This window comes from Rhodococcus sp. PSBB066, assembly GCF_017068255.1.
Lineage (GTDB): Bacteria > Actinomycetota > Actinomycetes > Mycobacteriales > Mycobacteriaceae > Rhodococcus > Rhodococcus aetherivorans.
The window spans coordinates 337,742-351,425 of the sequence record NZ_CP070859.1 but is presented as its reverse complement, the minus strand read 5'-3'; the positions used below and the strand labels follow the sequence as shown (position 1 = coordinate 351,425).

At 68.9% G+C, this 13,684-nt stretch carries 15 protein-coding genes; 9 read left to right on the top strand and 6 right to left on the bottom strand.

Features of this window, described 5'->3' with window-relative positions:
* Positions 1-16: 16 nt before the first annotated feature.
* The 3 genes from JYA75_RS01700 to JYA75_RS01690 form a co-directional block, all read right to left on the bottom strand.
* A complete protein-coding gene (locus JYA75_RS01700; protein ID WP_203329621.1) occupies positions 17-1,132 on the bottom strand; it encodes a nitroreductase/quinone reductase family protein in 1,116 nt (371 codons plus the stop codon).
* Positions 1,126-1,341 (bottom strand): hypothetical protein, encoded by a 216-nt coding sequence (locus tag JYA75_RS01695; RefSeq protein ID WP_006942019.1) that lies wholly within the window; start codon positions 1,339-1,341, stop codon positions 1,126-1,128. The genes JYA75_RS01700 and JYA75_RS01695 overlap by 7 nt, the downstream gene beginning before the upstream one ends.
* 602 nt (positions 1,342-1,943) lie before the next feature.
* Entirely contained in the window at positions 1,944-2,573 is a 630-nt protein-coding gene (locus tag JYA75_RS01690) for a TetR/AcrR family transcriptional regulator (RefSeq protein WP_235194115.1), read from the bottom strand.
* A 50-nt stretch (positions 2,574-2,623) separates the two neighbouring features.
* Here JYA75_RS01690 and JYA75_RS01685 point away from each other — a divergent pair, with 50 nt between their 5' ends.
* The 3 genes from JYA75_RS01685 (at position 2,624) to JYA75_RS01675 (ending at position 5,033) form a co-directional block, all read left to right on the top strand.
* Positions 2,624-3,865, top strand: coding sequence for an oxygenase MpaB family protein (locus tag JYA75_RS01685; protein ID WP_043802265.1), 1,242 nt, complete (start codon positions 2,624-2,626; stop codon positions 3,863-3,865).
* Between the two features lie 167 nt (positions 3,866-4,032).
* Positions 4,033-4,545 (top strand): GNAT family N-acetyltransferase, encoded by a 513-nt coding sequence (locus JYA75_RS01680; protein ID WP_203330139.1) that lies wholly within the window; start codon positions 4,033-4,035, stop codon positions 4,543-4,545.
* 80 nt (positions 4,546-4,625) lie between these two features.
* The gene (locus JYA75_RS01675) at positions 4,626-5,033 is read left to right on the top strand and encodes a hypothetical protein (RefSeq protein WP_203329620.1); all 408 of its coding nucleotides are present in this window, start codon (positions 4,626-4,628) and stop codon (positions 5,031-5,033) included.
* An 18-nt stretch (positions 5,034-5,051) separates the two neighbouring features.
* Here the strand turns inward: JYA75_RS01675 and JYA75_RS01670 are convergent, their stop codons facing one another.
* On the bottom strand, positions 5,052-5,732 hold the full coding sequence (locus JYA75_RS01670; protein WP_203329619.1) for an NUDIX hydrolase: 681 nt from the start codon (positions 5,730-5,732) through the stop codon (positions 5,052-5,054).
* A gap of 76 nt (positions 5,733-5,808) precedes the next feature.
* On the opposite strand from JYA75_RS01670, the gene JYA75_RS01665 reads away from it, so the two are divergent.
* Positions 5,809-6,807: an ADP-ribosylglycohydrolase family protein gene (locus tag JYA75_RS01665; protein ID WP_072634143.1), complete on the top strand. Its 999-nt coding sequence runs from the start codon at positions 5,809-5,811 to the stop codon at positions 6,805-6,807.
* Entirely contained in the window at positions 6,804-7,313 is a 510-nt protein-coding gene (locus JYA75_RS01660; RefSeq protein ID WP_168578999.1) for an O-acetyl-ADP-ribose deacetylase, read from the top strand. Before JYA75_RS01665 ends, JYA75_RS01660 begins: the two co-directional genes overlap by 4 nt.
* Positions 7,314-7,397: 84 nt before the next feature.
* Here the strand turns inward: JYA75_RS01660 and JYA75_RS01655 are convergent, their stop codons facing one another.
* Both JYA75_RS01655 and otsB read right to left on the bottom strand, forming a co-directional pair.
* Positions 7,398-9,830, bottom strand: a complete 2,433-nt coding sequence (locus JYA75_RS01655; RefSeq protein ID WP_006942004.1) for a glycosyl hydrolase family 65 protein — start codon at positions 9,828-9,830, stop codon at positions 7,398-7,400.
* 37 nt (positions 9,831-9,867) lie between these two features.
* Positions 9,868-10,683 (bottom strand): trehalose-phosphatase, encoded by an 816-nt coding sequence (gene otsB, locus JYA75_RS01650; protein WP_006942003.1) that lies wholly within the window; start codon positions 10,681-10,683, stop codon positions 9,868-9,870.
* A gap of 160 nt (positions 10,684-10,843) precedes the next feature.
* Here otsB and JYA75_RS01645 point away from each other — a divergent pair, with 160 nt between their 5' ends.
* From JYA75_RS01645 to JYA75_RS01630, 4 genes are all read left to right on the top strand, one after another.
* Entirely contained in the window at positions 10,844-11,236 is a 393-nt protein-coding gene (locus tag JYA75_RS01645; protein ID WP_029547178.1) for a metalloregulator ArsR/SmtB family transcription factor, read from the top strand.
* Positions 11,237-11,308: 72 nt separating this feature from the next.
* Entirely contained in the window at positions 11,309-11,638 is a 330-nt protein-coding gene (locus JYA75_RS01640; protein WP_006941999.1) for a hydrogenase maturation nickel metallochaperone HypA, read from the top strand.
* A 4-nt stretch (positions 11,639-11,642) separates the two neighbouring features.
* On the top strand, positions 11,643-12,500 hold the full coding sequence (hypB, locus tag JYA75_RS01635; protein ID WP_029547179.1) for a hydrogenase nickel incorporation protein HypB: 858 nt from the start codon (positions 11,643-11,645) through the stop codon (positions 12,498-12,500).
* Between the two features lie 111 nt (positions 12,501-12,611).
* Positions 12,612-13,667, top strand: a complete 1,056-nt coding sequence (locus tag JYA75_RS01630; protein WP_029547180.1) for a hydrogenase expression protein HypE — start codon at positions 12,612-12,614, stop codon at positions 13,665-13,667.
* The last annotated feature ends 17 nt before the right edge of the window (positions 13,668-13,684 follow it).

The window sequence follows — 13,684 nt, the reverse complement described above, 5'->3', positions numbered from 1 at the left end:
GAGTTACGGGTTTGCGCTAGACGGTTTGGATGAGACGCAGGAGCGGAAGTACGCGATCGGTGCGGCGAAGATACCTGGCATAGTCGGGGGCGGTCTGCAGTATCCGCGGCCAGAACGCGGCTGCCTGCTGGGGTGTCAGCTCTTCGGCGCGAACCTGTTTCGTCTCGCCGTCGACCTCGACCTGGGCCTGGGGGTCGGCTTTGAGGTTGAAATACCAGCCCGGATGGGTTGGCAGCCCGCTGTTCGCTGCGACGACTATCAGGTCTGGGCCGTCCGGGAAGTACTGCAGTAGTACCGTGCGCGGCAGGCCGGAGCGTCGCCCACGGGTGGTGAGGATGAGCGCTCGGCGGTGCCACGGACGCACGATCCGGCCCCGGGTCCGTCGGATGAGCCATGCCCCGATCCCGACCGAACGGGTGTCGACGACGTGTTCGATGCGTGTCTCGAGCCGTTCGACGCGCCGGGCAGCACTGTTCGTGTGGTCGTTCGAATCGGAGTTGCGCAGCTCGGTGGCGAGCAGCCGTAAGGCGCTCCGGCGGATCAGGCCGCTGAAGGGACCGACGACGGTCCAATAGCGGCCGAACCGCCGTCTGCTCTCCGCATCGGTCACGGCGACGCGCGTTTCTACTGTGAGAATCGACGACTCGGCGCCGTATGGGGCGACTCTGAGGTTGAGCACGATCTTGGCAAAGCCCGGCTCTTCGAAGGTGGCGAAGCCATCCGGGCTGACGTTCGGACCGGACGAGGCGTCGGCAGCCGCCCACGGGCGACCGATCTGGCCGAGGACCATCTCGAGATTCGGTGCTTCTGCGAGCAGAACCCAGCCATGGTCGGTCATGTCCGTGAGCCGGAAGGTCGGTGCAGCGGCGGCAGCTACTCCCGGGCCGGTCCAGTGCGCGATGAGGCGTTGGGGGAGGGCGCGCAGACCGATGAGCGTCCGGATCAGCGGGGCCTGGAACAGGTCGAGCTGACGCGCGGCGCGGTAGCACGATCGGGGGTGGGCGCGGACGATGTCGGCGTGTGCGATGGAGTAGTCGTAGTGCGGTAGGAACTCATCGATCAGCATCGCTGACGCGGTCGTCGGGGCGGGCGCGGGGTGCGGCCGCGGGGCCGATTGCTCACCGGTCACCACGATGCCTTCGGCATCCCGGGTACCGGCGGCTGCGACGGGGACGTCACTGTGCAGCGGAAGCGGGTGCCGACACCGATCAGCCCATCGATGAGCTTGTTCGCACGTAGCATCCGCGGGGTGTAGGCAGGTTCGTTGCGCTTGTCTATGACGACGTCGAACACTTCCTCAACCGGCCGGTGGATGAGGATCTCCCCGGTGATGGTCGCCATGGTGCTCTCCTGTCGACCTTCTCGGATGCTTGGGAAACTACCTCGAATGATACGGCCGGCAACTCCAGTAGTTCGCAGAAGAACTCAGCGAACTACTGGGGCGCAGCGGTGTGGTCGCGGGTTCATATCCTCCGAATCGGTACTGTTCGCCGGCGAGGCGCAGCTTGCGGTCCTCGACCATCGGAGTCGCACGCCCCGAGGTGGCAGCCGTGACCGGCGCGCCGGCGTGGACGCGGCGACATGCCGGTCCAGCACCCGCACGCACGCCGCGTCCCGCGGTGGATCCACATTAACGGCATACCGACTGTGGATGCGGCTATCGGCCGAGCCGGCAACACCTGCCGACTGATAGCCGGCGACCCACCGCTCGAGTGTGCTCACCGACACGTGCAGCTCCTCGGCTTGGTGGCCATGGCGCCGATCGGAACATTCCGGCGTCGTCGCGACGGGACTACCGGTGTCCTGCACGTATCCGACCTCGACTTCGCCGGTCCGGGCACGATTCCTGTGTTGACCCCGAGGGACATCGAACCGCATCGAACTCGGACCGGTTTCATTCAGCTGCCTGATCGGTCGACGACAAGCGGGCGAGGTGTCGAGTGTCAGTCCAGCATTTCCTTGAGATAGGCGGTGATCATGGCCGTCAGCTGGTCCGCGATGACGTCCGGCTCGATGGGCGGCTGATCGAGCACGTAGCCGACCGCGACGTTCTCGACGGTGCGGACGAGCATCCACGCGATGGCCTCGGGATGCTCGATCGGGCGCCGGCCGGGATTGAAGCGCAGCCACATGGCCAGCAGCGCGTCGATGCGGTGTTCGAACGCGACCAGCCGGCTGTCCGGCGTGCGGGGGAGTTGCTCGATGAGCACGCGCAGCAGGCGGGGGTTCTCGCCGAGTGCCTCGAGCAGCACCCGCATGTTGGTTCGCACCGATTCGGTCCAGGTGGGGGCGTCGAGCGCACCGGTGAACACGTGCGAAATGCGAGCTTGCACCTCCTCGGTCCAGCGGTCGACGACTTCGGTCACGATGGCGTCCTTGCCGGGGAAGTACTGGTACAGCGATCCGGGGCTGATGCCCGCCGCGGCGGCGATCCGATTGGTGGAGGCGCCCTCGTATCCGTCGGCGAGCAGGACCTCCCGGCCGGCGGCGACGATGCGTTCGACCATCTCCTGCGAGCGGCGCTGCTGCGGTACGCGGCGCATCCGGCCCTGCTCCGCCGGTCTCACCGGCACCGTCCGGATGCGAATTGAACGCGAGTAATTGCTCGTGTAAGCATCGGCCCATGGTGGCACAGGAGATTCGACAGGACGCGCAGGCGGTGCGTTACCCGCACCGATACGTCGGCATCCGACCCAGAAACGAGCGCATCGGGCGGCCCCTGCGTGCCTACGCGCGGATCGGTGCCGTCGACGAGGAACTGCTCGACCGGATCGGCCGCCGGATGGTCGCCCGCGACGAGGTGGGCGCGGACCTGGTGCGCGCGATGCGCCGCCCCCGGACGGACGCCGAGCGGGTGACCATGGCGCAGTTCCATCGGGCGCTCGAGCACGGCCTCGACGCGGTGCCGGACGCGCCGGACGCACTGCGACGGTTCTTCGCCGTGGTCGATCACGTCCCCGAATGGGTGGACTTCGACCTGGTGGAGAAGGGTGCCCGGGCCTTCCGCCGGATGGGCCGCAGCCGCATCGACGTGCTGCTCCAGCTGTCGCTCATCGGCGGTTACCGGTTCGGTGGGCCGCCGGATCTGCTGGTCGAGACCGGGGGCCTGACCGGTTCGACCGCGATGCGACGCCTCGGCGAAACCCAGAAGTGGGGTACGGCGGTCGGCGAGCCCGGTGGGATGCGCCGGGACGGTGAGGGATTCAAGCTCACCGTGCACGTGCGCGCCATGCACGCGCTGATCAACCACCAGTTCGAGACCAACGGTCGATGGGACATCGAACGCTGGGGGCTGCCGATCAACCAGACCGACCAGGCGGCAACCCTGGGGCTGTTCAACGGCACGCTGCTGCTCGGCATGCGGGCGCTCGGCTACTTCGTCACCCGTGAGGAGTCCCGGGCGGTGATGCACCTGTGGAAATACGTCGGATGGCTCATGGGCATCGACGAGGACTGGCTGTTCGACACCGAACGCGAGCAGCACGTGTTCAACTACCACGTGCTGTTGGTGCAGGACGACGTCACACCCGCGGGGGCCGCGCTGTCCGGGGCCCTCGTGGAGGGCCAGCGCACCCTCGACTACGGCCGGTTCGGCGACGTGCGCGGCCGGTACGAGCGGCAGCGCCTGCTGAGCATGCTCCGGTACTTCCTCGGCACGCAGAGCCTGCGGGAGCTGGGTCTGCCCGTCACCCCGGCATGGGCGGTTCCGCCGGTGGTGGTCAAGAACGTCGTCTTCTCCACAGTGGTCGCACGCACGCGCACCGGGAGGCGGTTCCTCGAGCGGCTCGGCGACCGGGCCGCACGGCGCGAACTCGCCTCGAAGTTCGGGGCGTCGAGGCCCGCCGTCGGCGCGCTGCCCGGCTGAGCTTTTCCCGGCCGCCCACCGGGGGCCGGATCGGTCGCGTCGTCCCGGTCGCTAGGCTTGTCCCGGCAAGCCGGACCGCCGGTCTCCAGCAGCTGCGGGCGGCGGTCGTCGAGTGGAGCGGGTGAAAGACGTTGACGGACTCCGGAGAGCTGAGCATCGGGCCCCTTGTGCGCCCGTCCGACGGCAGTGACGACACGGCGAAGGTGGTCGCCGACCTCGTCAATGCTGTCTATGCGGTCGCTGAGGAAGGCATGTGGCCGGAGGGAGCCACCCGGACCTCGGCGAGTGAGATCGCCGAATTGGCCCGTGCCGGCCGGCTCTTCGTCGCCTCGCTCGGCGACCGGATCGTGGGCTGCGTGAAGGTGGTGCAGCTCGACGCCCGCGTCGCCGAGTTCGGGATGCTCGCTGCCGATCCGGAGGCGCGGGGCGCCGGCATCGGCCGTGCCCTCGTGCGATTCGCCGAGGCCCACGCGGCACGGCTCGGGAGCGAGATCATGCAGCTCGAGGTCATCCAGCCGAGAGACTTCGAGCACCCGTCGAAGGTGTTCCTGTCGCAGTGGTATCCGCGAATGGGGTACGTGCCGGTGCGGACGGACGGGCCCGAGGTCATGTACCCCGAACTGGTCCCGCTGCTCGCGGTCCCGTGCGACGTCGTCGTCTACCACAAGCGGCTCGGCTGACCGGTCCGTCTCCGCGTGGCGCCCGGCGCGGGCGACGACGACGTGCTTCCATGGTCGGACGAGTTCCGCGAGGAGGCGAGATGACGAGCAACCGTATCGGCCGCCATGCCCGGCGCGCGGGAGCCACGCTGCTGCTGACGGCCGCGGCCGTCCTCGGTGCGTCCGGTCCGGCAGCGGCCCAGGACGAGTGGCCCCAGATTCCGTCCTATCCGACACCGATGGTGCCGTTCGAGACCAAGGACTTCCTCACCCCGGCGGACCTCGACTACTGGAATCCGCTGGTGAACCGGAATCGGCTCACGTCACCGTTCGGCACCGGCACCCGGATCGTCTGCGTCGGATTCCACGGCGTGACCACCGACTGCTGGCAGGCCGATCAGAACGGACAGCCGCACAAGCTGATCCGGCTGCCGGCCAATCTGCCGAACGTCACGGGTTCGAGTCTGCCGGGCGGCGGGCCGGGACACTTCGTCTACCCGATCCTCTGAATCCGCACCGCGGACATATCAGCCGGTGAACAACACCGCTGCCTGAGCCGGCAACCGCGCGCCGTCCTTGCGGCGGAACAGTTCCGCCGGCCGGCCGGCGCCCGGACTCGACATGCGCCCGGTGCTGACGAGAGCGTCGACCACGTGGCGGCGGAACGAATCCTTCTGCAGCGGACCGCCGAATATCACCTCGTACAACCGCCTCAGCTCGAGGACGGTGAACTCGTCGCCGAGCAGTCCGTCGGGATCCACGCGCTGCGCGTAGCGGGTTCGCAGATCCGCGACGGCCGCCGCCACCATCTCGGCATGGTCGAAGGCCAACGGCTGCTCGGCCTTTCCGTCGCGCACGCACACGAGGTGGGCGTCGCCCGGAAGGTCCTTGCGAGGCAACGCCACGGCGTGGGCGATCGAGATCACCCAGCCGCGCGGGTCCCGGTCGGGAGCGTCGAACACGCCGATCTGATGGAACCGGATGCCGGTGAGGCTCGTCTTGTCACGCAGTGCACGTCGGGCGGCGTCGGCGGCGCGTTCGCGTTCGTGGAGGAAGGTGCCGGGCAGGGCCAGGTCTCCGAGACTGTGCTCGACCACCAGCACTCGAAGTTCGCCGGCGGAGTAGGTCAGCACGGCGATGTCCACCGCGGTCGAGGGGTGCGGGTACTCGGCCAGCTTCCGGCCCGCCCCGTCCGTCCAGTCGCTCACGGTTGCACTTTAGCGTGATTTTGATCTAAATTGATAGCGCAGATTTGATCGAAATGGTCGGCGGAGGGAGCGGGAAATGGCGTTGACGGCGCAGCAGTGTGACCGGGCGGTGGGGGTGCTTCTCGCGACGGCGGCGGGGGACGCCCTCGGTGCCGGCTACGAGTTCACTCATCCCGCCGCCGACGCGGTGATCGACATGATCGGCGGGGGCGTGTTCGGCTGGGAACCGGGGGAGTGGACCGACGACACCGCGATGGCCGTCGCCGTCGCCGAGGTCGCGGCCACCGGCGTCGACCTCGGCGGCGCAGCAGGTCTCGACGCGGTGGCCGCGCAGTTCGTGCGGTGGTTCGACTCCGGCCCGAAGGACATCGGCAACCAGACCCGCGCCGTGCTCTCGCATCGCCCCGCCGGCGCCGCGGCGATGCAGGCCCGCGCCCGCGCGCTGACCGGTCGCAAGGGCGGCAACGGCGCCCTCATGCGGACCGCCCCGGTCGCCCTGTCCTATCTCGGCTCGGGCGACGCGGACGCAGCCGTCGCCGCCGCCGGGGAGGTGGCGCTGCTGACCCACGACGACCCGCAGGCGGTTCAGGCCTGCCGGCTGTGGACGTATGCGATCCGCCACGCCGTCCTGCACGGCACCTTCGACGGTGTCCGCGGCTACCTGCAGGTCTGTCCCGCCGACGTCGCCGGTTACTGGGCTCCGCTGCTCGACCGGGCCGAGCACGGCACGCCCGGCGACTTCGCGAACAACGGATGGACCGTCCACGCCCTGCAGACCGCGTGGTGGGCGATCAGCACCACCGACGATTCCGACGCCGGGCACCTGCAGCGTGCCCTCGAGGCCGCGGTCCGCGCCGGCGGTGACACCGACACCACCGCCGCCATCGCGGGCGGACTGCTCGGCGCCCGCTGGGGAGCCTCGGCGGTCCCCGATCGGTGGCGGCGCATCCTGCACGGCTGGCCCGGGCACACCGCGCACGACCTGAACCACCTGGCCACGGACGCCGCGCGGAAGGGATACGACCGCCGCGCCGCCGTCTCCGCTCACCCCACCGAACTCCAGGAGCAATCGTGACCCTCATCGACGTCGTCCACGGCGACATCACCACCCAGCGCGTCGACGCGATCGTCAACGCCGCCAAGTCCTCCCTCCTCGGCGGCGGCGGCGTCGACGGCGCCATCCATCACGCCGGCGGTCCGGAGATCCTCGCCGCCTGCAAGGCCCTGCGCGCGACGACGCTGCCCAACGGTCTGGACGTGGGCGCGGCGGTGGCCACCACCGCAGGAAAGCTCCCGGCGCGCTGGGTGATCCACACCGTCGGGCCGATCTACTCGCCTCACGAGGACCGCTCGCACCTGCTGCGGTCGGCGTACACCCGCAGCCTTGCCGTCGCCGACACCCTCGGCGCCCGGACCGTCGCGTTCCCGTTGATCTCCGCCGGTGCCTACGGCTGGCCGAAGGAAGACGCGATCCGGCAGGCGGTCACCGCCCTCACCGCCGCCCGGACCGCGGTCGAGATCGTCACGCTCGTCGCGTACGACCGGAGCGTCGCCGAACTGATGCGCCGCACCCTGGCGTAAGGCGCTGGAGCCGGCGGCCGAATGTCACACGCGTTCAATTGGATCGAATGCGTGTGACATTCGGCCGCGGCGATCCTGCGGCGCTCAGGACATCGACGGTTCCTGCGACGGCAGGGTGAACACACAACTCTCCCCGGCCCCGAGTTCGCACACCTGGCCGTCGAGACCCACCCGGACGGGGCCGTGGAACCCTTCGGGCTGAGCGAGCACCGTCAACTCGTTGCCGACGATGCGCACCCGCAGTGGCGTGCCCCGGAACCGGATCGAGAAGGACACGCCGTCGAGCCGGTCCACCAGCCGGGGCCGGAACAGCAGCACGCCCTTGTAGACCCGGGCCCCGACGAAGCTGCTCTGGAGCAGGTCCAGCGTGCCGGACATGACCCCCATGTGGATGCCTTCCTTGGTGGTTCCGCCCTGGATGTCACTGACGTCGCTCTCGAGAGCCACCATGAAGCGCTCCCACGAACTGGGCGGGTGGATGTCGGCGAGCACGCCGGCGAACGTGACGTGGCTGAGCGTCGACCCGTGCGAGGTCCGTTGGTCGTAGTACTCGATGGTGCGCCGGGCCAATTCCTGGTCGTACGGATAACCCAGCCGCTCGAACGTCGCGTGCAACTCGTCGTCGTCGAACAGGAAGAACAGCATCACCGTGTCGGCCTGCTTGGCCATCTTGAACCGGTTCGGATCCTCGCCCTCCGCCCGGAGGATGCGATCGAGCCGCTGGATGTTGGGGTAGGCGGCACGGTAGTGCTCCCAATCGAGCTCCTCGAGCTCGTCGTAGCCCTCGAACTGGCTGATGACCCCCTCGTGGAAGGGCACGAACATCCGCCGGCTCATGTCGTCCCACGTGTGCAGCTCCTCGTCGGTCACCGCGAGCTGGGCGAGCAGGGCGCTGCGGCGGCTGGCCGAGAGCGAGTCGAGCACCGACGGCACCGTCGCCATGATCCAGGCCACCATGACGTTGGTGTAGGCGTTGTTGCGCAGTCCGTCCTCGGACGCGCCGGGATGGCGCTCGTGGAACTCGTCCGGCCCCATCACGCCGTGGATCTCGTAGCGTTCGCGCTCGGGGTTGAAGTGGGCGGTCGACGCCCAGAAGCGGGCGATCTCGAGCATGAGCTCGGCGCCGTAGTCGGCCAGGAACTCCGTGTCGTCGGTCGCCTGCAGGAAGCGCCACACGTTGTAGAAGATCGCCGCGTTGACGTGCCGCTGATTGCGGCTGAGGTCTGGATCCCACTGTCCGGAAAGGGGATTGAGATGGACGGCCTGGGTCTCCTCGGTGCCGTCGCTGCCGCTCTGCCAGGGGAACATCGCACCGCGGTACCCGGCCTCCTCGGCCGCGGCCTGGGCCTCCGACAACCGTCGGTACCGGTAGAGCAGCAGGCTTCGGGTCACCTCCGGCATCCGCAGGTTCAGGAAGGGGTAGATGTACATCTCGTCCCAGAACACGTGCCCCCGGTAGGCCTCCCCGTTGAGGCCCCGCGCCGGCACCCCGACGTCGTGCCGCGCCGTGTGCCGGGAACAGACCTGCAGCACGTGCGCCACGTGGAGCCGCAGCAGCAGGTGGGCGCGCGGCTCGCTGGGCAGCCGGACGTCGCAGATGTCCCACAGCTCGTCCCACGCCGCCTCGTGCTCGGCGTACGCGGCGGCGAAGTCGGGGTACCGCAGCACGTGCCGGCCGGACGCGGCCAGCGCCTCGGTGATCGCATTGTCCCGGGAGGTGAACAACGAGACCATCTTCTCCACGCGTGTCGGCCGGCCCTCCTCGACATCGAAGCAGAGCACCTGCTGGATGTAGTCCTCCATCTGGTACAGCGAGCGGTCCACCTCCACGGGTCCGTCGTCGTAACCTTCCCCGCGGAAGACCCGGGTGCGTGCGGCCTCGGCGACGTAGATGTCGGACTGGCGGGTCTGCACCCGCAGGGCGATCGTCTCGGTGCCGAACGTGCGCGGGGACACCGGATCCAGATGGCGGCCTTCGAGCTGCCGGTAGCGGGCGACGATCTGGTTCGTGACGCGACCGTCCAGCGCGGAGACCACCTCGATCTGTCCCGACCAGTTCTCCGGGACGAGCGTCCACTCGATCCCGGCCTGGTGGCTGTGGGCCATGCTCACGAAGCGGCGGCTCCGCAGGGTCGTCTCCCGCCCGAAGCGGTCCCGGAACCGCAGCTCGCGCATCACCGTGGCGAGCCGGATGTCGTAGGTGTGCCGGTAGGACAGCACGTCGACGTTGTCGAGCCGGACCGCGTCCTGGCCCTCGATGCGCAGCTTGAGGACGAGCCAGTTGGACACGTTGACCAGGTCCTCGTTGAGCACCGGGCGTCCGCCCATGATCGTGGTCTCGCGGTTGTAGATCCCGTGCACGTAGGTGCCGGGATAGTGGATGGGGCTCATGTCCTCCCACTCGGCGGTGCCGCGCGTGCAGAAGTAGCCGTTCCCGGTGGAGGTCAGCGCCTCCCGCAGTCCCTCCGACGCGCTGTCGAACCGGTCGTAGTCGAGCTCGAACTTCGGCTCCTGCACGACGTTCCCTCCCGGACTCCCGTGGCGTGGTCCGCGATCACCGCGCCAGTGCGGTCAGAAAGCGCTCCACCTCGTCGACGGAGGAGAGCACGAACTCGGCGGCCGTGGTCCGGCCTGCCATCTCCGGATCGTCCGCCCGGCCGACGAGGATGCCGATCCCACGTCCGCGCAGCGCCCGGAAGGCGTCCTCGTCGGTGATGTCGTCGCCCAGGTACACCGGTACGGTGCCGGCGGAGTCGAGGTCGAGCACCTCGATCAGGTACAGCACGGCTCGGCCCTTGTCCCAGTCGACGGCGGGCGCGAGCTCGTACACCATCTTCCCCGGGGTGACCTTCAGCTCGCCGCGGTACTCGGCGAGCAGCCCCTGCACGACCGTCGCGATCCGGTTCCGGTCGGCGGGTTCGGCGAGCCGGTAGTGCACGGCGACCGACGCCCGTTTGGGCTCCACCAGCGCCCCGGGGATCGCCCCGATCTCGGTGCGGAGCCGGTCGGTCACCGCCGCGACGAGGTCCGCGAACCGGGCGACGCGGTCGTCGGAGACGGAGCCGCGTTGCGGGGTCCAGATGTCGAAGCCGTGGCTGCCGGCCACCACCAGGTCGTCGATACCCATCAGCTGCTGCACCACCGCCCGGTCCCGGCCGGTGACGACGCATACCGGGCAGCGTGACGCGAGTTCCCGGACCACGGTGCGCATGCCGTCCGAGATCACCGCGTCCTCCGGTCGCGGCACGATCGGGGTGAGTACTCCGTCGTAGTCCAGGAACACCGCCGGCCGGCACTCCGCCAGCCGACGGGTCAGGCTTTCGTTCCCCAGCGCGCGAGGCAGATCGCGGACCGAAGTTTCCTCCATCATCGGGGCACCCCCTGTGGCGCGGCGGACGCCGCGCGTGCGGCACGGCCACGGTCTACCCTTCCACTGTAGGACCGTGTCGTGGGACGAGGGGGGTATCCCGTCCGGACCCGCGGTACGGGTGTGGGCACTACGACGGCCCGCGGGTTCGTAGACTTCAGCCATGACGTCCGGCGCAATGTTCGACCCCGCCGACGTGCAGCGCGCCGTTGCGGCACTGCACACGCCGGACATCGACCGGTGGGCCCACCGCTTCGAACTGTTGTCCGACGTGAACCGGCTGCGCTTGCTGCTGTGCCTGCACCACGCACCGGGCATCTGTGTCACGGACCTTGCCGCAGCCCTGGAGATGACCGGCACCGCGGTGTCCCACGCGCTGCGCCTGCTGCGCAACCAGGGCTGGGTGGCGGCGGAGCGTGAGGGTCGTATGGTGCGGTACCGCCTCGTGGACGAGACGGTCCACGAGTTGCTGCATTCGATCGGCGCGACCCACCAGCACGCCGGGCACACGCACCCGGACCGTGACCACGCCGCCCCGGAGAACGGAAGCATCTGATTCCGCGTCCCCGGGGCGGGCCCGCGGCCTATCGTGAAGACGAGCCCGTGAGGTGGGCGGAGTGGGGCCGCGATGCATGAATTGTCGATCGCGCAGAGCGTCGTGGACGCGGTGTGCGAGCACGCCGGCGACCGTCGCGTGCACAGTGTGCGCGTCGCGGTGGGAGCGCTGTGTGCCGTGATCCCCGACTCGATGCTGTTCTGCTTCGAGCTGGTCACGGTGGGCACCGTCGCGGAAGGTGCACGGTTGGACATCGAGACGCCCGCCGGTGTCGGGCACTGTCGGGACTGCGGGACCGAATTCGCATTGTTCGATCCGATTCTGTTGTGCTCCTGCGGAAGTGCCGATGTCGAAGTGCGGTCGGGTCGCGAGCTTCGCATCGTGTCGATGGAGGTGAGCTGAAGCGATGTGTGCCACCTGTGGCTGTGACGACGAGGCGGGGCCGCGAATCACGGTGCCGCCCGCGCACGACCTTCCCCACGGCGCCGAGCGCGGCCACGAGCACGGCCACGAGCACGGCCACGGCCACGAGCACGGCCACGGCCACGGCCACGAGCACGGCCACGAGCACGGACACGGACACGGGCACGACAGTGCGCCGGTGCAGACCGAGACCGTCACTCTCGAACAGCAGGTGCTCGCGAAGAACGACCTGCTCGCCGAGCGTACGCGGGGGTGGCTCGCGGGTCGCGGCGTGACGGCGATCAACGTGATGAGTTCGCCGGGGGCCGGCAAGACCACCCTGCTCGAACGAACGATCCGTGAGCTGTCCGGCTCTGCGCCGATCGCGGTGATCGAGGGCGACCAGGAGACCCTGCTCGATGCCGAGCGTATCCGCTCGACGGGATGCGCCGCGGTGCAGGTCAATACCGGTGCCGGATGCCATCTCGACGCGCAGATGATGCACGACGCGCTCACCGCCCTGGATCCGGCTCCGGGAACGCTGTTGTTCGTGGAGAACGTGGGGAATCTGGTGTGCCCGGCCCTCTTCGATCTGGGGGAGCAGGCCAAGGTGGTGCTCATCTCGACGCCGGAGGGAACGGACAAACCGCTCAAGTATCCGCACATCTTCGCGGTCGCCGATCTTGTCGTCGTCAACAAGGTCGACCTGCTGCCGTACGTCGACTTCGAACTCGAAACCTGTGTCCGCCACGCCGGATCGGTCAACCCCGGCGTTGAGGTGCTCGCGGTGTCGGCCACCACGGGGGAGGGCATGCAGGCGTGGTACCGCTGGATCGCCGACCGCCGGTCGGGACGATCATGATTCGTTGACATCCCTCCGGAACGGGGCGTTAATAGAGAAAGCGCCGCGCAAGTGGGCCGAGGGTCGACTCCTGCGGCGCAGGAGCGTGGGGCGCTCCGGAAGGTGGTCGGCATGCCCACACCCGAGGCCCAGGCGGCCGAAGAGGCCTTGATCCACGTGTTGTGGATCAACGCCGGGCTCAGTTGCGACGGCGATTCCGTGGCTCTCACCGCCGCCACGCAACCCAGTGTGGAAGAGATTGCACTCGGCGCGCTGCCGGGGCTGCCGAAGGTCGCGGTGCATTGGCCGCTGATCGATTTCGAATGCGGCCCCCAGGGTGGTGCGGACGACTTCCTCGAATGGTTCCGCAAGGCGGACCGCGGCGAGCTCGAGCCGTTCGTGCTGGTGGTCGAGGGTTCGATCCCCAACGAGAAGCTGCACGACGAGGGGTACTGGTCCGGCTTCGGCAACAACGAAGAGACCGGGCAACCGATCACCACCAGCGAGTGGCTCGACCGGCTGGCGCCGAAGGCCACGGCGATCGTCGCGGCGGGCACCTGCGCCACGTACGGCGGCATTCACGCCATGGCCGGTAACCCGACCGGCGCGATGGGCGTGCCCGACTACCTGGGCTGGGAATGGAAGTCGAAGGCGGGTATCCCGATCGTGTGCGTGCCGGGATGCCCCATCCAGCCGGACAACCTGTCCGAGACGCTGACCTACCTGCTGTACCAGGCGACGAATCAGGCGCCGATGATCCCGCTGGACGAGGCGCTGCGGCCGCAGTGGCTGTTCGGCATCACCGTGCACGAGGGCTGCGATCGCGCCGGGTACTACGAGCAGGGCGACTTCGCCACGGAGTACGGCTCCCCGAAGTGCATCGTGAAGATCGGCTGCTGGGGGCCGGTTGTCAAATGCAATGTCCCCAAACGGGGTTGGATGAACGGAATCGGCGGATGCCCCAACGTCGGGGGTATCTGCATCGGCTGCACGATGCCCGGCTTCCCGGACAAGTTCATGCCGTTCATGGACGAGCCGCCCGGGGGGAAGCTCTCGACGCGGGCGGTCGGCGTGTACGGCTCGGCCGTGCGGCAGCTGCGGAGCCTGACGAAGAGCACATTGGACAAGGAGCCGTCCTGGCGTACGCCCGGCACGGAACTCACCACCGGCGCGACCCGTACCTGGTAGTCCCGCCCCGAGAGAGG